Below are 19,613 nucleotides of genomic sequence, written 5' to 3' on the forward strand. Positions count from 1 at the left end.
ATGCTGTCCGTGCGCGGCTCAGGCGTGCGGCGTGCTGGCGGTTTCCAGCAGGCGCAGCCAGTTGAGCCCCATGATCCTGCGTACATCGTCTTCGGCAAAGCCCCGGGCGCGCAGGCCCCGGGCGATGTTGGGGAAATCGCGGCTGTCGCGGAACCACTGCAGCGGCGCCGGCCAGTTGGCGTTGTCCTTGGAGCCCTCGCCGTAGTCCTTGTCCTTGCTCCAGCGCCCGTTGCGCATCCATTCCAGCACCGCCAGCGGCTGCGCCTGGCACAGGTCGGTGCCGATGCCGATGTGCTCCACGCCCATCAGGTCGGCCGTGCGCGCGACCATGTCGCAGAAGCTTTCCAGGCTGCAGGCCGAGGCGTCCTTGAGGTGGAAGGGGTAGGTGCTGAAGCCCAGCAGCCCGCCGGATTCGGCGATGCCGCGCAGCACCGCGTCAGACTTGTTGCGCTTGGCGGCATGAAAACTTGCCGGGTTGGCGTGCGACACGATCACCGGCCGGCTGGACAGCTCGATGGCTTGCAGGGTGCTGCGTTCGGCGCTGTGGGACATGTCGATGAGCATGCCGACCCGGTTCATCTCGGCGATCACCTGGCGGCCGAAGCGGCTGATGCCGTTGTCCTCGCTTTCGTAGCAGCCGCTGGCGAGCAGGCTCTGGTTGTTGTAGGTGAGCTGCATGACGAACACGCCGAGCTGGCGAAACACCTCGACCAGGGCAATGTCGTCCTCGATCGGCGAGCAGTTCTGGAAGCCGAAGAAGATGCCCACCCGGCCTTCTTGCTGGGCCAGGCGGATGTCGCCGGCGCTGCGCACCGGGCGAATCAGCTCGGGCCAGGTCTCGAAGCGGCGGTTCCACTCGCCCAGGCGCGACAGGGTTTCGCGGGCGTTTTCGTGGTAGGCGATGGTGGCGTGCACCGCGCTCAGGCCACCGGCCTGCATCTGCTGGAATATTTCCGGGCTCCAGTTGGAGTACTGCAGGCCGTCGATCATCAGGAGGTCGTTCATGCTGGTCATCCTTCAGGGCCGCAGGTAGGTGGTCTTGACCACGGTGTAGAAGTCGCGGGCGTACTGGCCTTGCTCGCGCGGGCCGAAGCTGGAGGCTTTGCGCCCGCCGAACGGCACGTGGTAGTCGGTGCCGGCAGTGGGCAGGTTGACCATCACGCAGCCGGTCTGGGCGCGGCGCTTGAATTCGCTGGCATGGCGCAGGGACTGGGTGATGATGCCGGCGGTCAGGCCGTAGGCGGTATCGTTGAGCGTGGCCAGGGCTTGTTCGAAGCCGCTGACGCGGATCACGCAGGCGATCGGGCCGAACACTTCCTCGCGGTTGATGCGCATGTCGTTGCGGGTATCGACGAACAACGCCGGGCGCATGTAGTAGCCGTCGCTCTCCAGCTGCAGGCGTTCGCCGCCTTCGATCAAGGTGGCGCCTTCGGCCTGGGCCAGGCGCAGGTATTCCAGGTTCTGCTCCAGTTGCCGGGCCTCGGCCACCGGGCCGATCTGCACCCCGGGATGCAGAGCGTGGCCGACCTTGAGCTGGCGCATGCGCAGGCGCAGCGCGTCGACGAAGCGGTCGTGGATGGCGTCGCAGACGATCAGCCGCGAGGAGGCCGTGCACTTTTGCCCGGTGCCGAAGAACGCGCCATTGAGCGCGCATTCCACCGCCAGCTCGAGGTCGGCGTCATCCATCACCACCAGGGCATTCTTGCTGCCCATTTCCAGCTGGCAACGCACCAGGTTGGCGGCGGTGGCGACGGCCACGCGGCGGCCGGTCTGCAGCGAGCCGGTGAAGGTCAGGGCGTCGATATCGGGCGATTGCACCAGGGTTTCGCCGACGCTGGCGCCACTGCCCATGACCAGGTTGAAGGTGCCATGGGGCAGGCCTTGGCGGCTGATGATCTCGCTCAGCGCCCAGGCGCTGGCCGGCACCAGGTTGGCCGGCTTGAACACGACGGCGTTGCCGAAGGCCAGGGCCGGGGCGATCTTCCAGGCGGCGGTGGCCATGGGGAAGTTCCACGGGGTGATGACCCCGACCACGCCCACTGGCTCGCGGTGCACTTCGATGTCGATGCCGGGGCGCACGGAGCTGGCGGTTTCGCCCATCTGACGCAGCACTTCGGCGGCGTAGTAGTGGAAGAACTGGCCGCTGCGCTGCACTTCGCCGATGCCCTCGGCCAGCGGCTTGCCTTCTTCACGCGAGAGCAGCTCGCCGAGCTCGGCCTTGCGTGCGATCAGCTCGTCGCCGATGGCCATCAGCACCTGCTGGCGGGCTTCCAGGCCGCTGGCGGCCCACTGCGGTTGCGCGGCGCGGGCGGCCTGGATGGCTTGCAGGGCCTGCTCGGCGGTGGCCTGGTGGTACTCGCCGATCAGGTCGCCGGTGTCGGAGGGGCTGTGGTTGGCGATGCAGCCCTGGCCCTCGCACCATTGGCCATCGATGTAGTTCTTGTAGGTGTTGTGTGACATGGATGAAAGCCTCTGTTTGCCTGGCGTTCATCTTGCGAGCAATATGGGGCAAATAAAAATTAATAAAAAAAATGCTTTGATAAGGAACGCTAACCATGTTGCCCGAGCTGAAAATCGCCCAGCTGCGCTACTTCGTGCTGGTCGCCGAACTCAAGAGCTTCCATGCCGCCGCCCGCCAGGCCTGCCGCACCCAGCCGGCAATCTCGCTGGCGGTGCGCGAGCTCGAGCAGAAGCTCGACCAGGCCCTGGTCGAGAAGGGCGGTGGCCGGGTGGAGCTGACGCCCTTCGGCGAGCACTGCCTGCCGCTGTTTCGCGGCCTGCTCGAACACCACGACCGCATCGCCCGCGAGGTGACCCTGCTGGCCCACCACGAAATCGGCCAGGTCAGCATCGCCACCGTGCCCTCGGTGGCCAGCCGCCTGCTGCCGGGGCCGTTGGCGCGCTTCGTGGCCGAGCACCCGAACGTGCAGGTGAGCATCCAGGACGCCACGGCCGAGCGGGTGCAACAGCTGCTGGCCCAGGGGCAGGTGGATTTCGGCATCAGCAGCCTGTGGGCGCAGGACGAGCAGCTCGACTTCGCGCCGCTGCTGCACGACCAGGTGGGCGTGGTGTGCCGCGCCGACCACCCGTTGGCGCAGGCCGGCGCGCCCTTGCACTGGTCGCAGCTGCAGGGGCTGGCGATGGTGCGCAACGGCACCTCGCGGCTGCTGGAGGGCAGCGAGGCCGAGGCGCTGCTGGCGCACAGCCGCTTGTTCGTGTCCAACATGATTTCGCTGATCGCCATGCTGGAGCAGGGCGTGGGCATCAGCACCTTGCCTTACCTGGCCTTCCCCCAGGAGAACGAAAAACTTGCCTTCCTGCCCCTGGCGGCGCCCAAGGTCGAACGGCAGATCGGCCTGCTGACACGCAAGGGGCGCAGCCTGTCGCCGGCCGCGCAGGCGCTGCGCGAATTTCTGCAGGCGCAGATGGCGGGCTGACGCTCAGCCGTTGGTGGCATGGCTGAGCAGGCTGTCGGCATCGGTGCCGCTGCTTCGCTGAGGTATGATGCCGGTCCGTGTCCCAGAGCCTGCCGTGCCTTTCATGACTGCCTTCTACCTGAAATTTCTCATCACCCCCACGCTCATGCTGGCCATCTCCTTGGCGTCCAAGCGCTGGGGCACCAAGATTGGCGGCCTGCTCTCGGGCCTGCCGGTCACCTCGGCGCTGGTGATCCTGTTTCTGAGCCTGGAGCAGGGCGCGGGGTTCGCCTTGCAGGCTGTGCCCGGGGCCTTGGCGGGGCTGGCTGCGGTTCAGGCCACCTACCTGTTCTACTTCCTGGTGACGCGGCGGGTTTCGGCGCTCATCGGTTGCCTGGCGGCGTTGGCGGTGTACGCGGTCAGCGCCTGGCTGATGAGCCGGCTGGGGGTGCTGACGGCTTCTGTTGCAGTGACCCTGGCGCTGCTCAGCGTGATCATCGTGGTCACCCGGCCCAAGGCTGACAGTGCCCCGCCCAAGGTGGTGGCGTTGCCGCGTTGGGTCATCCCCATGCGCATGCTCACGGCCACCTTGCTGCTGGTGGCGATCACGGCCAGTGCCCAGTGGCTGGGGCCGGTGGCCAGCGGCTTGCTGGCGCCGATCCCGGTTATTGCCTGGCCGCTGGCGGTGTTCGCCCACGTTCAGGGCGGGCACCAGGAGCTGGGGGCGATCGTGCGCGGCAATGCCATTGGCGCGGTGGGCATGCTGGGCTTCTACCTGGCCGTGAAGGCCTCGATCGAAACCTGGGGCACGCTGCCATCGATCGCCACCGCCGTGGTGCTGGCGGTGGCGGCGACCTTCCTGTTGGCGCGCCTGCTGGACCGGCGCTAGGCCGTGCCTCAGGCGTAGCTGGGCTGCAGCAGCGGGCTGCGGCGGCGCATCAGCAGCAGCACGCAGGCGAACGAGATGAACGCCAGCAGCGAGTAGAACAGCGCCAGCGGCCACCACTGGCCCGCGGCCTGGCCGGCGATCAGCGTGCCGACCATCGGTGTGGTGCCACCGATCAATGCGCCGCAGGCCTGGTACGCCAGCGAGATCCCCGAATAGCGCTGGTACACCGGGAACACGTTGACGATATAGCCGGCGATCACCGCGTAGAACGCCGAGGAGAACACCTTGGCCAGCGAAATGCCGAGGATGATCATGCTGTTCTGCCCGCTGGCCACCAGGCTGAACATGGCATAGGGCACCAGCATGCTGGCGGCGGAGGTCAGCAGCAGGAAGCGCCCGGCGCCGACCTTGTCCGCCAGCCACGCGGCGATGGGCTGGTTGATCAGTTGCACGATGGCCACCACCGACAGGCACTCGAGGATCACCGAGCTCTTGATGCCCAGGTACTGGGTGGCGTAGGCGATCATGAAGGTGTTGGTGAAGTAGGCCGAGGAAATGCCGATGGAGCAGGCACCCATCACCAGCAGGATCAACGGCCAGGCATCGCGAACCACGCTCTTGACCGGCGACTGCTCGGGCTTTTCCTGCTTGGCCTGGGCTTCGAACTCGGGCGATTCGTGCACGCCGCGGCGGATCACGAACGCCAGCAGCAACAGCAGCACACTGCCCAGGAACGGCAGGCGCCAGCCCCAGCTGTAGAGGTCGGCATCGGGCAGTTCGGTGATCAGGCGAAACACCATCAGCGACAGCACCAGGCCCGCCGGGCTGCCCAGCTGGGCGAACGAGGCGTAGAAGCTCTTCTTGCCCTCGGGCGCATGCTCACTGGCCAGCAGCACCGCACCGCCCCATTCGCCACCCACGGCGATGCCTTGCAGGATGCGCAGGGCCACCAGCAGCACCGGCGCCAGCAAGCCGACCTGCTCGAACGAAGGCAGCAGGCCGATGCCGACTGTGGAAACCCCCATCAGCACCAGGGTAAGAATCAGCGAATACTTGCGCCCGAAGCGGTCGCCCAGGTGGCCGAAGATCACCCCACCCAGCGGGCGGGCGAGAAAGCCCACCGCCAGGGTGGCGAACGACGACAAGGTGCCCACCAGCTGGCTGCTGCCGGGGAAGAACACATGGCTGAAGATCAGCGCCGAGGCGGTGGCGTAGATATAGAAGTCGAACCATTCGATCAGGGTGCCGAGAAACGACCCGGCGGCGGCGCGGATGGGTTGCCGCGCGCGGGTGGGCGATGCGTGGGGTGAAGTGGACATGGGGCTTCCTTTGACTGTTATTGGCATTGTTCAAAAGGCATCAAGCCGGCGTTGTGTGTGCGTCTGTCGCGCCTTGCCAGCGTTGCGGGTCAGCCCGCCAGCGGGCGGTCTACATAGGGGCGGTTGAGCGTTTCCAGTGCCTGGGCGAAGGCCAGCAGGCGCTGTTCGTCGCGGTAGCGGCCGACGATCTGCAGCCCCACCGGCAGGCCTTGCTCGCTGAAGCCGCAGGGCAGCGAAAGGCAGGGGTGGCCGCTCAGGGTGATCAGCGAGCAGCTGTTCATCCAGTCGATGTAGGTGTGCATGGGCTGCTCACCGATCTGCTGGACGAAGGGTTGTTCCACCGGGAATGGCAGCACCTGGCTGACCGGCGCCACCAGGAAATCGTACCGCTCCAGCAGCGCCTGGGTGTCGCGGAACAGGCGCGCGCGCACCGCTTCGGCATCGATCACGTCCTGGGCGGTGAACTGGCCGGCCTGCTCGATGTTCCACACCACGGTGTCCTTGAGCTGCGCGCGGTGGCTGGCGAGCAGGTGGCCGTAGCCGCTGGCGTAGGTCAGCGCGCGCAGCACCTGGAAGGCGCGGGCGCCGCCGCTGAAGTCCGGCTCGGCCAGCTCCACGCTGCAGCCCAGGTCGGCCAGGCGGCGCACGCCGGCTTCGGTCACGGCGCGTACTTCAGGCTCCACGGGCAGGCCGCCGAGGTCCGGGCTGTAGGCGATGCGTGCGCCGCGCCAGTCGCCTTGCAGCTGCGCATCCAGGGGCAGCGTTGCCGATTGCAGGGACAGCGGGTCACAGCGGTCTTCGCCGGCAATCACGCTCAGCAGCAGGGCCACGTCCGCCACGCAGCGGCCCATGGGGCCGGCCACCGTCAGTTGGCCGAAGCTGTTGTTGTTCGGCCAGTTCGGCACGCGGCCGATGGAGGGGCGCAGGCCGACGATGTTGCAGAAGCTTGCCGGGTTGCGCAGCGAGCCGCCCATGTCGCTGCCGTCGGCCAGGGCCACCATGCCCGTGGCCAGGGCCACCGCCGCGCCGCCGCTGCTGCCGCCGCAGGTCATGGCCGGGGCGTAGGGGTTGCGGGTGGCGCCGAAGACCTGGTTGAACGTCTGCGAGCCGGCGCCGAACTCCGGCAGGTTGCTCTTGCCCACCAGGATAGAGCCGGCTGCGGCCTGGCGGCTGACGATCAGCGAGTCTTGGCTGGGCACGTGCTCGGCATACACTTGCGAGCCCCAGGTGGTGCGCATGCCGGCGGTGAGGAACGAATCCTTGTGCGCCACTGGCAAACCATGCAGCGGGCCAAGCGCACCGCCCTTGGCCTGGTGCTCGTCGGCAGCCGCGGCCTTGGCCAGGGCGCCTTCGGCATCGACGGTGACCAGGGCATTGAGCGCCGTGTTGTGCCGTTCGACTTGCGCCAGGCACGCCTCGGTCAGCTCACGCGCCGACAAATGCCCTGCGCGTATCTGCGCTGCCAGCTCCCAGGCGGGCCGGGTGGCCAGGTTGGAGGAGGGTTGACCAGGCATTCGAATCTCCTTAAAGTATCGCTACGCAATACTAATTATTGTTGGGTGATACTATGTATATGCCAGGTCGCGCCCAGCGGTCAAGATGGCCTATGCTTGGCCACCCGAATGGAGGCACCGCCACGTGAGCGAGAAAGACCCGCGCCAGCAGCACCCGCAGTTCATCGAGACCTTGGAAAAAGGCATTCGCGTGCTGGAGATCTTCCGCGACGGCCAGCCCTCGCTGGGCCTGACCGAGCTGGCCGAGGCCTGCGACATGACCAAGAGCGCGGCCCAGCGTTTCACCCACACCTGGTGCGAGCTGGGCTACCTGGCCAAGGACGAACGCTCGCGGCGCTACAGCCTCACCCACAAGGCGCTGGAGCTGGGCTTTCTGTACCTCAATGCCTCGCCGCTGATCAGCCGCGCGCTGCCGGCGCTGAAACTGATTCGCGAGCGCTGCAACCTGACTGTCAACCTGTCCGTGCTCAGCGGCCACGACATCGTCTACGTCATGCGCATTCCAGGCCCCAACCAGACCCACGCAGAAATGCTGCCCGGCCGCCGCATGCCGGCCTGGTGCACGTCGGCCGGGCGCGTGCTGCTCGCCGACCTGCCGCCTGCGCGGGTGCAGGCGAGCCTGGCCGAGGTGGCGCCGGTGGCCTACACCGCCCACACCGAAACCGACCGCCAGGTGCTGCTGGAGCGGGTGCAGGAAGCCGGCCGCAACGGCTATGCCATGACCCGCGAGCAGGTGCTGGTCGGCCAGGTGGGCATCGCCGCGCCGATCCGCAACGTGCACTTCCAGGTGGTGGCGGCCATCAACATCACCGCCCAGCTCAGTGCCTGGCCGGTGGAGAAGGTGCAGCAGGAGCTGGTGCCGCTGCTGATGGAAGTGAGCCAGGCGGTGACCCTCGGCTGAGCCGGTGTATCACCGTGTATCACGCCGCCTGCATGAGCCGTTCGCTTACAAAACCCGCTGCATCCTGATACGCCCCGGACACAGGCCTGAGGCCAAATGAGCCAGCCCCAACGCCCAGCCAGACGGCTGCGTTGCCAGGCCCATTTCGCCCTTGCGGCATGACCGAACCATTCAGGAGCAGCCTATGTCCCGTATCCAACGCCCCACCAAGACCCGCCTCGGCCTGCTGAGCATCGCCTTGCTTGGCGGCATCAACCTCACGCCCTCGGCCTTTGCCGTCGAGCCACTGCCCCAGGGCTATCAGCTGGCCGCCGCAGAAAAGGCCGGGGAGGGCAAATGCGGCGAAGGCAAATGCGGGGCCAGCGGCGCCTCGGCAAAAGCCACCCAGGCCGAGGGCAAGTGTGGCGAAGGCAAGTGCGGGGCCAGCGGCGCCTCGGCAAAAGCCACCCAGGCCGAGGGCAAGTGTGGCGAAGGCAAGTGCGGCGACGCCTCGTTCGCACGCACTGACACTGACCACGATGGCCGCGTCTCGCGCGCCGAACTGCTGGCCAAGGCCCCGGGCGCCAATGCCGAATTCGACGCGATCGACGCCAATCACGACGGCTACTTGTCCGAAGCCGAGGTCTATCAGTTTCGCAAGCATCAGTTCGACGCCAACGGCAAGCCGTTCCCCAGCGACCTCTACAGCAAGCTGAGCCAGGCCCGCGACTGACCTTCGCTGGCGTCCTCCCCGGGCCCATGCCGGGGAGGACACTCCACCCTCCAGGAGCTTGCCCCATGAACACACCCTCCGCGCTGCAGGGCGCAGGCCTCGGCTTGCGTCGAGCCCTGCTGCCCGAACTGCTGACCCTGGACGCCGGGGCCGTGGACTTTCTCGAATGTGCGCCAGACAACTGGATCGGTGTCGGCGGCGCCTATGGCCAGGGCCTGGCGCAACTGGCCGAACGCTTCCCGCTGGCCTGCCACGGCCTGTCGCTTTCGCTCGGTGGCCCGGCGCCGCTCGACCACGGTTTCCTACGCCAGATCCGCGGCTTTCTCGACCACTATCGCGTGCCGCTGTTCAGCGAACACCTGAGTTACTGCGCCGATGACGGCCACCTCTACGACCTGATCCCGCTGCCGTTCACCGACGAAGCCGTGCGCCACACCGCCCGGCGCATCCTTGAGGTGCAGAACGCACTGGGCCGGCGTATCGCCGTGGAGAACATTTCCTACTATGCCGCGCCCTACCAGGCGATGAGCGAGATCGACTTTCTTCAGGCCGTGCTCGGCGAAGCCGACTGCGACCTGCTGCTGGACATCAACAACCTGGTGGTCAATGCCTGCAACCACGGCTATGACGCCACGGAGTTTCTCACCCGCCTACCGCCTGGGCGGGTGGCCTGCCTGCACGTGGCCGGGCATTACGACGAAGCGCCGGGGCTGAAGATCGACACCCATGGCGCCAGCGTCCAGGCCGATGTCTGGGCATTGCTCGGCGATGCCTACCAGCACCTGGGCCCGCGCCCGACGTTGCTGGAGCGCGACTTCAACCTGCCGCCGCTGGCCGAATTGCTGGGCGAGGTGCAGCACATCCGCACCTTGCAGGCTCCGGCAAGGCAGCGGCGCCATGGCTGACACCCTGCAAGCCCAGCAGCTGTGCATGAGCCGCCACATCCGCGACCCGCAGGGCAACCCACCGCCGCCGGGGATCGAAGCCCGGCGCCTGGCGGTGTATCGGCGACTGTTCTTTGGCAACGTGCTGACGTTACTGACGGGGAGTTTTCCGGTGCTGCAGGCGAGCCTGGGGCCTGAGCGGTGGCGAGCGCTGATTGAAGGCTTTTACGCCGACCATCGTTGCACCACGCCCTTGTTCACGGAGGTGGCGGGGGAGTTGCTGGACTATCTGCAAACTCGCGCAGATCTACCGGGGTGGGTGGCGGAGTTAGCCCATTACGAATGGATCGAGACCGCGTTGCTGCTGAGCGATGTTTGCGAGCCTAAGGATGATGCCAGTGCCGATGTGCTCGATGACGTGCCGGTGCTGTCCGGGCTGGCCATGCCGCTGGCCTATGCCTGGCCGGTCAGCCAGATCGGCCCTGGGAGCATTCCACGGCAGGTGCCACAGGCGCCGACACTGCTGCTGGCGTACCGGGGCGCCGACTTTCAGGTGCACTTCTCGCGTTTGGCGCCGCTGGCCCATGCGCTACTGGTGTCGTTGCAACAGCAGCGATGCAGTGGCCGTGAGCACCTTGCTGCCCTGGCGCACAGGGCTGGCGTTGAACTGGCGCAGGTCGAGCAGCAAGGGTTGGCTTTGTTGAATGCTTTGCGCGCCCAAAATGTGGTGGTTGCCCTGGGTCGCGGTTTTCGGCGCAGGATGTAACCTTTATGTAGGACAATTTCCAGTCAGATGTAGGAGCTGTCTATATTTCCCTGGAAGGGTGGCCCCACCAAAGAATGTGCGCCAGGGTTCGGAACTTCACTGCAGTGGAGTTTCGAAAAATGTCGCAAGGCGTCTTTGATCACAGCCAGCACAAACTGGCAGTGGAGGGTTTGGCCGCAGCACTCGATGTGTTGTCCTTCGAAGGCAGGGAGCAGCTCAGCGAACCCTTCCTCTACCGCGTGGAATTCACCTCGGCAGAACAGGACATCGCCGTCGAGCTCATGCTCGGCAAACGCGCCACCTTCAGCCTGCATCCACCCCCCAGCAAGCTGCCCCTGCTGGGCCTGCCCGCACCCCAGATCAAACCGCTGCGCACCGTGCATGGCGTGGTCACCGGCTTTGAGCGCCTGTCCAGCTCGCGGGACGAGGCCCGCTATCAGCTGACCCTGCAGCCGCGCCTGGCGCTGCTGGGCCGCGGCCAGCAATACCGTATCTACCAGCACCAGTCGGTGCCACAAATCGTCGAGCACATCCTGCGCAGCCGCCATGAGTTCGAGGGCCAGCACTTTCACTTCGACCTGGTGCGCGAATACCCCCGCCGCGAGCAGGTGATGCAGTACGGCGAAAGCGACCTGGCGTTCATCACCCGGCTGCTGGCCGACGTCGGCATCTGGTACCGCTTCAGCAGTGATGACCGGCTGCGCCTGGACGTGGTCGAGTTCCACGATGACCAGCGCCGCTACCAGTTCGGCCTCGCGCTGCCGTGCCGGCCGCCGTCGGGCCTGAGCAGCACCGGCGAGGATGCGGTGTGGGCACTGCAGGCGCGCCACCAAGTGGTGGAGCAGCGCATCAACATGCGCAGCTACCAGCACCTCAAGGCCCGCGCGTTTCTCGATGGCGAGGTCGACCAGAGCCGTGGCGCCACCACCACCTACGGCGAAAGCTACCGCTACGCCGAGCCCTACGCCGAGCTGGGCGATGCCCTCGACCAGCACGAAGACCTGCTCAGCGAGAGCGGTTTTTTCTACGCCCGCCTGCGCCACGAGCTGTACCTCAACGACCAGACCCGGCTCAGCGGCGTCAGCAGCAGTGCAGCCCTGGCGCCGGGGCAGGTGCTGAAAATCAGCGGTGGCGCGCCCCAGGCATTCGCGCCCGGCGTCGTGATTACCCGCCTGGTCATCGAGGCTGCGCGCGATCGCAGCCTGACCGCCCGCTTCGAAGCCATTCCCTATTCGCACGCGGTGGGCTTTCGCCCGCCACTGGCGCCCAAACCGCAGATCGCCGGCACCGTGCCGGCCCGGGTGACCAGTTCGCTGCAGCACGACCGCTATGGCCACATCGACCTGCACGGGCGTTACCGGGTCAATTTCCTGTTCGACCGCGACACCTGGAAAACCGGGGAAGAGAGCGCCTGGCTGCGCCTGGCCCGGCCCTATGCCGGCGACACCCACGGCCTGCACCTGCCGCTGATCCAGGGCACCGAAGTGGCGGTGGCATTCGAGCAAGGCGACCCCGACCGGCCCTACATCGCCCACGCGCTGCACGACAGCCAGCACCCGGACCACGTGACCCTGCGCAATTACCAACGCAACGTGTTGCGTACGCCGGCCAACAACAAGCTGCGCATGGACGACACCCGGGGGCAGGAGCACGTCAAGCTGAGTTCCGAGCATGGCGGCAAGAGCCAGCTCAACCTGGGGCATGTGGTTGATGGGCAGAAGCAGAAGCGGGGTGAAGGGTTTGAGCTGAGGACCGATGCCTGGGGCGCGATTCGCGGCGGTAAAGGGCTGTTCATCAGCGCTGATGAACAGACGAAAGCCCAGGGCGAGCAGTTGGACATGGCTGCTGCGATCAATCAACTAGAGGGCGCACTGTCGCTGGCCCGCTCCCTGGCCAATGCGGCGCGCATAGCCAAGTCCACGGCAAGCGATACCGACAGCCAGGCACGCCTGGGCCAGGCCTTGAAAGGCTTGGCGCAGCCGGGTGTAGTGCTTCATGCGCCTGCGGGTATCGGCTTGCTCAGTCCGGCAAGCATCTGCGTCAGCTCAGGAAGCGAAAGTGTCGGTGTGATGGCCGCACACAATACTGACATCAGTGCAGGGCTGGATATCACGGCAAGTGCAGAGGAGCGGGTCAGCGTACTTGCGAACAAAGGCCCCCTGCAGTTGAAAGCGGGCAACGGTCCAGTGCAGTTGCACGCCCTGGGGGGCCACCTGCATGCACTGGCCAAGACGGATATCAAGATCGAAAGTGTCGAAGGCCGCGTCGAAATCAGCGCACCGCAAGAGTTGGTGCTGAGCTGCGGTGGTGCATACATTCGTTTGAGGGGCGGAGAAATCGAGCTGGGCGCGCCCGGCAACATCTACCTCAAGTCGGCGCATGTACAGAAACTGGCGGGTGCCAGTCTCGATACCCCGCCCACGGCGCTGCCGTCTGGCTACGCGGGTCGTTACATCCTCAACGATGAGGCCCAGGCGCCTTTACCCTTTACTCGTTACCGGATCACCACGGCAGAGGGGGAGGTATTTGAAGGCCAAACCGACAAGGACGGCCGGACCATGGCCGTCAATACCCAGTTGCCGGAAGGCCTGACGATCGAATTGCCTGAAGCGATTCTTGGTTACGACGTACAGCTGCGTTTGCGCGGTGAAGATGGGAAGCTGGCCAGCAACCTCAAGTATTCGATTGCACTGGCAGATGGGCGGGCGTTTTCCGGTACCACGGATGCGCAGGGGCAAACCCAGCGGATTGCGACGCATAAGCCAACGCCGGTCACGGCACTGACCCTTTTTCCGCCACAGTCTGTTGATGGGTTTTGCTGTGCAGCACAAAACATCGAAGTTCCGATGGTGGTGGACCTGGCCGATAACGGCATCGCCACCAATGACCTGGAACTCGGCAACGCCACGCAAGAAATTGCGTTGCCAAAAGGCAAAAGGCGCCCACTGACACCTGGCGAAATGGCCATGGCCAGGGCCCTGTTCAAAGACGCCGTGGATTACACCAAGGTCTGGGTGTACCACGCAGGCTGGTGGGTTTTCGCGGGTCAGCAGAACACGGCAGTGACGCCCAACGGAAAAATGTACTTTCCCGAAAGCACCGCGTTGTACAGGGATGATTTTTCCTCAACAAGCGATCACCGAGACAAGGCGCTGTTCATTCATGAAATGACGCATGTCTGGCAGTACCAGTTGGGGTATGCGGTAAAGCGGCATGGGCTGACCGTATCAAGCCAAGGCGCCAAGGCGTACCGCTATGCGTTGTCCGAGAGTGGCACGTTGTCGGATTACAACATGGAACAACAAGGCGAGATCCTCTCTGACTATTACATGATTTGCGTGTTGGGCCAGCCCCATGGTGTCTGGGATCCGGCAAATGCCAATAAACCTCCGGCGCTGCTTGCAACAACGGTTGCAGATTTTTTGCGCAATCCTGCCGACAAATCCCATCTTCCCGGATGACTGCATGAGTATGAAGCGTTTATCAGCGTTTATCGTTTGCTCGGGCGTGCTCGGCTCTGCAGTAAATGCCACCCCTTCGGGGCATTTGGCATTTGCCGATTTAACTTCGGTAAATGGCCAGCCAGCCCTCTGTTTGCCTGAACGTGCGAAGGCTCCATTTGCGGTGGGGTGGGTGATATTGACTGAACGTTCTGCCCGGAACGCAGGCGTGTGGGGGCTGCAACTGAAGGAGGGGGCTACGCCATTGATGTTGAAACCGGGCGAGTGTTTTACCTATGGCGTTGTTCCGCAAGCCTATGAGTTGATGAAACTTGGCGCGAACGAACGTCCCTTGGCGTTGGCGATGAATAACACTTATTCGTTCAGGTTGCACAGTGCGTTGCAGTCTACCGATGTCTACACCGTTGCGTTTTGTGTGGGTCAGGGAAGGGGCGGCATGTTCGAGTTCTATAAAAGGTCCTCGTCATCAAGTCGCGAAAAGTTAGGCGCGCCTTGCAAGGCCACTAAAGACAATAACGTTAGCGAATAAGGATGAGCGTGTGAACGAATTTCTCCATCGCACGGATACACTGGGCTCGAGCAAAGTAGTTATTTGTGGCAAGCAGAAAGCCCATTGGCTCGAGTTTCAATTGCTCGATGAGCGGGGGGAGCCGCTGGCGGGCATTCCCTATCGCGCCGAAAACGACGCCACGCGTGCGGCATGTGCACCACTATACACAGGGGTGAGCGATGCCCAGGGCGTGATACGCCTGGAGGGCCTGCACCCGATTCGCATCAGCCTCAAGATGGCCGCCGACCCGTTGGCCGAGCAACTGTCGACGCGCCGGCTGCGTGCCGAACGGCCCGAACCCGCCCGGCCGGGCTTGGGCGACCCTACACCGCTGCATGGGCCGCAGCGTCCAGGGTTTTCGCCGATTGAGCGCGAAGCGCAGGCTGCAGGTCATGCCTACCATTACCTGCGTATTGGGCAACTGTGCGATCAACTGCCCCACTTCGACCCGCCGCTGACGGACCCAGGTTCGCCACCGGCCTTTCACTTTCCGGACTCCAGTTATGAGGGATTTAGCGTTGATTACGAGGGCTTGAACCGCCGCCATGTGCTGGAGGTTTGTCCGCTGCGCGCCTGGTCCCTGGTGCTGCACCATCAGCGTGAATACAGCCTGGCCAATGCTTACAACTTAGGGTTGATGAGTATCTTGTCTTACAGTAAGTCGCTTGGATTGGATAAGGGGTCGGTCAGGGAATTTTTTTACCTCCAATGTATGGATCTATCACGCACGCCGCGGGTGTGGGACAACGGGCAGGCGTGGCCATGTTTGGTAGCAGATGTACCCTTCAGTGAGCGTTACACCGTTGCAGCACTGCTGGATACTAGCCTGGCTGAGCCGCCGGAAGGTCATACTCAACTGTTTTATGCCATTAGTGCGGCCCAGGTATTGGTGGCTTGGCGCGGGACTGAAACAGATGGAGTTGATGATCTAATAACCGATTTGTCATTTCGGCCTGTTGAGTCGAAAGCAACTGTAAGTTGTGAGTCCAGCGTCCCTTGCCCTGAATTGACGGCGCAAGGTCGTGTCCATCTGGGGTTTCGTGATGGATTTGAAATCGCTAAAAAAGTATATTCAGATGATCTAGAAAGGATCATTCCTTCTCGTGCGGAAGTGAGACGGACTTTTATATGTGGTCATAGCTTGGGCGGTGCATTGGGACTGATCCATTCCGCCTCAATTAAAAGGTTTAATCCTGTGCTGTATACCTACGGGATGCCACGTGCCTTTACAATTAATGCTGTAAAAAGCTTGAATGAAATCATTCATTTTCGCCACGTCAATGACTCTGATGTCGTCCCGCGCGTCCCCCCAGAAGCCGATCTGGACAGTAATTTATACAAATTGTACGGGCCATTGGGCACCAGCCTGGGTTTTGTCTGGTCGATAATGAAGTTAACAGCCAGCGCCGTTATCAATCACGGTGATCCGTTTAGCCATCACGGTGAGATTGCGTTGTTTTATGTGGCTGATCAGCATGTTCAGCGCAGAGGTTCACAGTTTCCCGCTTATCTCAACAAGGAGGGGCTGGGTGCGCCCTACCACACGACCATTTCTCATCGGCTTCAGGAAAAAGCCAAGCTTTATTTAGTTCCTAGCCTGGACGAAGCGGAGAGTTCAAAGGCGGAGGAGGCCCAGAAACGGTTGATCAATTCGTTGGATAGGGAAAACAAGGACAGATTTTTCCAGCCTTATAGCAACCCTAGGATGGGGAGGCGGATAAGTATCACCAATCACTTCATGTCAGAGTATCAACCTTATCTGCACAACCAATTGTTAGAGTCTATTAACCCGCATCGAATACAAGCACGTCAGGTTCAGCGGCAGAAGTTCGAGCAACAGATGAACGATAATGTTGGGAAAATCCCTGCGGATGAGTATTCGCGTAATCGTAGGTTTCTCGACCTGCACAGTCGGCTCAGCCAAGCTTTGATGGTGACGCGAAAAGCTGAGGGGGGTGATGATGCACTGTCCAGATTTGATCTTGTGACAGACCCCGAAGCTTACTATGAGAAAAATTTCTCCTGAGAATTAAGTGCGTTTGAAAGTGAGGTGATGTTTGAAAAAATACATCATGTTAATCCTGTGTTTCAGCCTCTATGGCTGTGCCAGCGATAGAAGTCTTGCGCCGAATATGGACGGCGAGTTGGTCACCGTGACGGTCAAGGTACCGGCTGGTCTTGTGGTAAGGGATATGCAGGTCATTTACCGCTCGATGCTGTGCACATTCACCGGTTATACGGCGAGCGGAGTGAGCTATCAGCGTTATGGATACCAGAGTGCCGATGTGCAGCCTGTGCGTCAGGGGCAAACCGATTTATATCAAGCAAAGTTGGCGGTGAACGGAGGTGGGGCTTGTCAATGGCGCCTAAGCAACGTCACGTTCGGAATCAGAGTTAAAGATCCGGATAGTTTTGGCGACGGTGTGGTTTACGGTACAGGAGGTGGAGTGGTCGTGATGTTCGATGGCAACGACTCAGGGCGCGGCGGCGCGGATAGAAACGTTGATGGCGATTTGGTTTTGGTGCAAGAGTTTTATCCCTGGTTGCATGAGGGATTTATTGGGGGGTATGAGAAGTCCGTCAGTTTGAAGGGGGAGGGTCATATTTATGCAAAGTATCGAGCTCTGCAGGCGCAGGAAGTGTATTTTGAGCCTATTGTTCATTGGGGAGTTGTTGCACGCTCTATAGAGCCAAAACAAAAGCGCGAAGGCGAGCGGACCATTTTCTACTATCCCGACGGCAGCAGTTCACCGGAAATTCAATCTGAGCCCAACTTTCGTAAGTTGCAAGCCATTCGCCTGGCTGCTGAGGAGAAAGAATGAATTTAAGTATGGCTTGTGGTGCGTTGCTACTGTGCTTCAGTCTTGTCGGATGTGCCATTGATAGGAGTCTTTTCCCGGTCATGGATGGGGAGCAGATTACGGTAACCGTCAAGGTGCCTGAAGAGCTTGTAGCGAGAGAGATGCAAGTCATGTATCGCTCGAAGCTGTGCTCGTTCACTGATCACAGCGCGAGTGGTGTGCCTTACCAGCGTGATGGATACCAGCGCACTGATATACAGCCCGTGCGTCAGGGGCAAACCGACCTGTATGAAGCCAAGTTGGCGGTGGACGGAGGCGGGGCTTGCCAATGGCGTTTAAGTAATGTGACTTTTGGCGTCAGGTATAAAACCCCCACCCTATTTGGCGAAGGCGTGGTTTACGGTACTGGGGGTGGAGTGGTTGTTATCTTTGATAGCAACGACTCAGGTCGAGGTGGAGCGGATCGAGAAGTTGAAGGTGATTTGATTCTGAAAGAGGATTTTTACCCTTGGGTGCATGAAAAATATATCGGCGGATACGAAAAAAGTATTAGTTTGAAGGGGGAGGGTTATATTTATACAACGCACCAAGCTAAGCGGGCGCGATATGTTTATTATGAGCCTATTGTCCATTCTGAATTCGTGGCGCGTTCGGTGGGGCTGAAAAAACAGCGTATAGGCGCTCGAATTATTTTTCACTATCCCGACGGCAGTAGCTCACCGGAAATTCAAACCGAGCCCAGCTATCGAAAATTACAAGCTATTCGTCTAGCAGCTGAGGGGAAAGAATGACTTCTAGCCTGGCGGGTGGTTCGTTGCTGCTGTGCTTCAGTCTTGCCGGATGCGCCATTGATAAGAGTCTTTCCCCTGCCATGGATGGAGAGCAGATTACGGTAACCCTCAAGGTGCCGGAAGAGCTTGTAGCGAGAGAGATGCAAGTCATATATCGCTCGAAGCTGTGCACGTTTACTGATCACAGCGCGAGTGGTGTGCCTTACCAGCGTGATGGATACCAGCGCACTGATATACAGCCCGTGCGTCAGGGGCAATCCGACCTGTATGAAGCCAAATTGGCGGTAGACGGAGGCGGGTCTTGTCAATGGCGTTTAAGTAATGTGACTTTTGGCGTCAGATATAAAACCCCCACCCTATTTGGCGACGGCGCGGTTCACGGTGCAGGGGGTGGAGTGGTCGTTATATTTGATAATAACAACTCGGGCCGAGGCGGTGCGGATAGGGAAGTTGAAGGTGATTTGATATTAAAGCAAGATTTTTACCCTTGGGTGCATGAAAGATATATTGGGGGTTACAGAAAAAGTGTTAGCTTGAAGGGGGAGGGTAGCATATACATAAAGTATAAGGCTGCACGGGCGCGATATGTTTATTATGAGCCTGTTGTCCATTCTGAGTTCGTGGCGCGTTCGGTGGGCTTGAAAAAACAGCGAATAGGCGCTCGAATTATTTTTCACTATCCCGACGGCAGTAGCTCACCGGAAATTCAAACCGAGCCCAGCTATCGAAAATTACAAGCTATTCGTCTAGCGGCTGAGGGGAAAAAATGAGTTCTAGCCTGGCGGGTGGTTTGTTACTGCTGTGTTTCGGTCTAGCGGGATGCGCCATTGATAAGAGTCTTGCCCCGGTCATGGATGGGGAGCAGATTACGGTGACCGTCAAGGTGCCTGAAGAGCTTATAGCGGAAGAGATGCAAGTCATATACCGTTCGAAGCTCTGCACGTTCACGGATTACATGGCGAGTGGAATACCTTACAAGCGTGATGGGTACAAGCGCATGGATATTCAGCCCACGCGTCAGGGCCTGACCGATTTGTACGAAGCCAAGTTGGCGGTGGACGGCGGCGGGGCGTGCGATTGGCGCCTGAGCAACGTCACCTTCGGTGTGATGTATAAAAATCCAACAAGTTTCGGTGAGGGCGTTTACTACGGTGCTGGAGGGGGAGTGGTCGTCATCTTCGATAATAATGATTCAGGGCGAGGTGGCGCTGATAAAAAAGTGGATGGGGATTTGGTGCTTAGGCTGGACTATTATCCTTGGGTTAATGAGAGATTTGTTGGCGGGTATAAGAAAAGTGTGAATTTGACAGGGGAGGGCTTTATATATGTTAAGTATCAGGCCGTGCAGGCGAGGAAAGTTTATTTTGAGCCTATTCTCCACTCGGGGTATTTGACGCATTCTATAGAGCCCAAAGAACAGCGCGAAGGCAACCAAACTATTTTCTATTACCCCGATGGTAGCCGCTCACCCGAAATCCAATATAAGCCCAGCTTTCGCAAATTACAGGCCATTCGCCTGGCTGCCGAGGCATCAAAATGAGCCTGGCGCATTCTGTTTTGTCTGCTGCTCGCCTCTATCGGCCAACACTCTCAATACCGGAGCTACCTG

16 protein-coding genes and 1 pseudogene are annotated in these 19,613 nt (G+C 61.5%); 13 read left to right on the plus strand and 4 right to left on the minus strand.

The features are described from left to right. Nucleotides 1–18: 18 nt before the first annotated feature. Nucleotides 19–1,005, minus strand: a complete 987-nt coding sequence (locus L6D75_RS23725) for a dipeptidase (RefSeq protein ID WP_176517592.1) — start codon at nt 1,003–1,005, stop codon at nt 19–21. Between the two features lie 12 nt (nt 1,006–1,017). Beyond that, nucleotides 1,018–2,460 (minus strand): aldehyde dehydrogenase family protein, encoded by a 1,443-nt coding sequence (locus tag L6D75_RS23730; protein ID WP_176517593.1) that lies wholly within the window; start codon nt 2,458–2,460, stop codon nt 1,018–1,020. 95 nt (nt 2,461–2,555) lie between these two features. Here L6D75_RS23730 and L6D75_RS23735 point away from each other — a divergent pair, with 95 nt between their 5' ends. Both L6D75_RS23735 and L6D75_RS23740 read left to right on the plus strand, forming a co-directional pair. After that, the gene (locus L6D75_RS23735; RefSeq protein ID WP_176517594.1) at nt 2,556–3,437 is read left to right on the plus strand and encodes a LysR family transcriptional regulator; all 882 of its coding nucleotides are present in this window, start codon (nt 2,556–2,558) and stop codon (nt 3,435–3,437) included. A 103-nt stretch (nt 3,438–3,540) separates the two neighbouring features. Further along, nucleotides 3,541–4,305 (plus strand): MHYT domain-containing protein, encoded by a 765-nt coding sequence (locus L6D75_RS23740; RefSeq protein ID WP_176517595.1) that lies wholly within the window; start codon nt 3,541–3,543, stop codon nt 4,303–4,305. A gap of 8 nt (nt 4,306–4,313) precedes the next feature. Here L6D75_RS23740 and L6D75_RS23745 read toward each other — a convergent pair whose 3' ends face one another. Both L6D75_RS23745 and L6D75_RS23750 read right to left on the minus strand, forming a co-directional pair. After that, nucleotides 4,314–5,624, minus strand: a complete 1,311-nt coding sequence (locus tag L6D75_RS23745; RefSeq protein WP_176517596.1) for an MFS transporter — start codon at nt 5,622–5,624, stop codon at nt 4,314–4,316. Between the two features lie 89 nt (nt 5,625–5,713). Beyond that, entirely contained in the window at nt 5,714–7,138 is a 1,425-nt protein-coding gene (locus L6D75_RS23750) for an amidase (protein ID WP_176517597.1), read from the minus strand. 124 nt (nt 7,139–7,262) lie between these two features. On the opposite strand from L6D75_RS23750, the gene L6D75_RS23755 reads away from it, so the two are divergent. From L6D75_RS23755 to L6D75_RS23805, 11 genes and pseudogenes are all read left to right on the plus strand, one after another. Further along, a complete protein-coding gene (locus L6D75_RS23755; protein ID WP_176517598.1) occupies nt 7,263–8,039 on the plus strand; it encodes an IclR family transcriptional regulator in 777 nt (258 codons plus the stop codon). Nucleotides 8,040–8,223: 184 nt separating this feature from the next. Next, the gene (locus L6D75_RS23760; protein WP_176517599.1) at nt 8,224–8,751 is read left to right on the plus strand and encodes an HvfA family oxazolone/thioamide-modified RiPP metallophore; all 528 of its coding nucleotides are present in this window, start codon (nt 8,224–8,226) and stop codon (nt 8,749–8,751) included. 65 nt (nt 8,752–8,816) lie between these two features. Continuing rightward, nucleotides 8,817–9,656: an HvfB family MNIO-type RiPP peptide maturase gene (locus L6D75_RS23765; protein WP_176517600.1), complete on the plus strand. Its 840-nt coding sequence runs from the start codon at nt 8,817–8,819 to the stop codon at nt 9,654–9,656. Continuing rightward, nucleotides 9,649–10,401: an HvfC family RiPP maturation protein gene (locus tag L6D75_RS23770; protein WP_176517601.1), complete on the plus strand. Its 753-nt coding sequence runs from the start codon at nt 9,649–9,651 to the stop codon at nt 10,399–10,401. The genes L6D75_RS23765 and L6D75_RS23770 overlap by 8 nt, the downstream gene beginning before the upstream one ends. Nucleotides 10,402–10,520: 119 nt before the next feature. Further along, nucleotides 10,521–12,785 (plus strand): annotated as a pseudogene (locus L6D75_RS23775) (type VI secretion system Vgr family protein); the annotation flags it as partial. 1,081 nt (nt 12,786–13,866) lie between these two features. After that, a complete protein-coding gene (locus L6D75_RS23780) occupies nt 13,867–14,391 on the plus strand; it encodes a hypothetical protein (RefSeq protein ID WP_176517603.1) in 525 nt (174 codons plus the stop codon). Nucleotides 14,392–14,401: 10 nt separating this feature from the next. Next, on the plus strand, nt 14,402–16,438 hold the full coding sequence (locus tag L6D75_RS23785) for a lipase family protein (RefSeq protein ID WP_176517604.1): 2,037 nt from the start codon (nt 14,402–14,404) through the stop codon (nt 16,436–16,438). Between the two features lie 31 nt (nt 16,439–16,469). Beyond that, the gene (locus tag L6D75_RS23790; RefSeq protein WP_176517605.1) at nt 16,470–17,234 is read left to right on the plus strand and encodes a hypothetical protein; all 765 of its coding nucleotides are present in this window, start codon (nt 16,470–16,472) and stop codon (nt 17,232–17,234) included. Then, nucleotides 17,231–18,004 (plus strand): hypothetical protein, encoded by a 774-nt coding sequence (locus L6D75_RS23795; protein WP_176517606.1) that lies wholly within the window; start codon nt 17,231–17,233, stop codon nt 18,002–18,004. Before L6D75_RS23790 ends, L6D75_RS23795 begins: the two co-directional genes overlap by 4 nt. Beyond that, nucleotides 18,001–18,774, plus strand: a complete 774-nt coding sequence (locus tag L6D75_RS23800) for a hypothetical protein (protein ID WP_176517607.1) — start codon at nt 18,001–18,003, stop codon at nt 18,772–18,774. The genes L6D75_RS23795 and L6D75_RS23800 overlap by 4 nt, the downstream gene beginning before the upstream one ends. After that, nucleotides 18,771–19,544, plus strand: coding sequence for a hypothetical protein (locus L6D75_RS23805; protein ID WP_176517608.1), 774 nt, complete (start codon nt 18,771–18,773; stop codon nt 19,542–19,544). The genes L6D75_RS23800 and L6D75_RS23805 overlap by 4 nt, the downstream gene beginning before the upstream one ends. The last annotated feature ends 69 nt before the right edge of the window (nt 19,545–19,613 follow it).

The sequence above is a fragment of the Pseudomonas faucium genome, from assembly GCF_021602585.1.
GTDB lineage: Bacteria > Pseudomonadota > Gammaproteobacteria > Pseudomonadales > Pseudomonadaceae > Aquipseudomonas > Aquipseudomonas faucium.

Coding starts and splice junctions, on each gene's coding strand:
- L6D75_RS23725 (WP_176517592.1), bottom strand. CDS start 1,005: ATGAACGACCTCCTGATGATCGACGGCCTGCAGTACTCCAACTGGAGC.
- L6D75_RS23730 (WP_176517593.1), bottom strand. CDS start 2,460: ATGTCACACAACACCTACAAGAACTACATCGATGGCCAATGGTGCGAG.
- L6D75_RS23735 (WP_176517594.1), top strand. CDS start 2,556: ATGTTGCCCGAGCTGAAAATCGCCCAGCTGCGCTACTTCGTGCTGGTC.
- L6D75_RS23740 (WP_176517595.1), top strand. CDS start 3,541: ATGACTGCCTTCTACCTGAAATTTCTCATCACCCCCACGCTCATGCTG.
- L6D75_RS23745 (WP_176517596.1), bottom strand. CDS start 5,624: ATGTCCACTTCACCCCACGCATCGCCCACCCGCGCGCGGCAACCCATC.
- L6D75_RS23750 (WP_176517597.1), bottom strand. CDS start 7,138: ATGCCTGGTCAACCCTCCTCCAACCTGGCCACCCGGCCCGCCTGGGAG.
- L6D75_RS23760 (WP_176517599.1), top strand. CDS start 8,224: ATGTCCCGTATCCAACGCCCCACCAAGACCCGCCTCGGCCTGCTGAGC.
- L6D75_RS23765 (WP_176517600.1), top strand. CDS start 8,817: ATGAACACACCCTCCGCGCTGCAGGGCGCAGGCCTCGGCTTGCGTCGA.
- L6D75_RS23770 (WP_176517601.1), top strand. CDS start 9,649: ATGGCTGACACCCTGCAAGCCCAGCAGCTGTGCATGAGCCGCCACATC.
- L6D75_RS23780 (WP_176517603.1), top strand. CDS start 13,867: ATGAGTATGAAGCGTTTATCAGCGTTTATCGTTTGCTCGGGCGTGCTC.
- L6D75_RS23795 (WP_176517606.1), top strand. CDS start 17,231: ATGAATTTAAGTATGGCTTGTGGTGCGTTGCTACTGTGCTTCAGTCTT.
- L6D75_RS23800 (WP_176517607.1), top strand. CDS start 18,001: ATGACTTCTAGCCTGGCGGGTGGTTCGTTGCTGCTGTGCTTCAGTCTT.
- L6D75_RS23805 (WP_176517608.1), top strand. CDS start 18,771: ATGAGTTCTAGCCTGGCGGGTGGTTTGTTACTGCTGTGTTTCGGTCTA.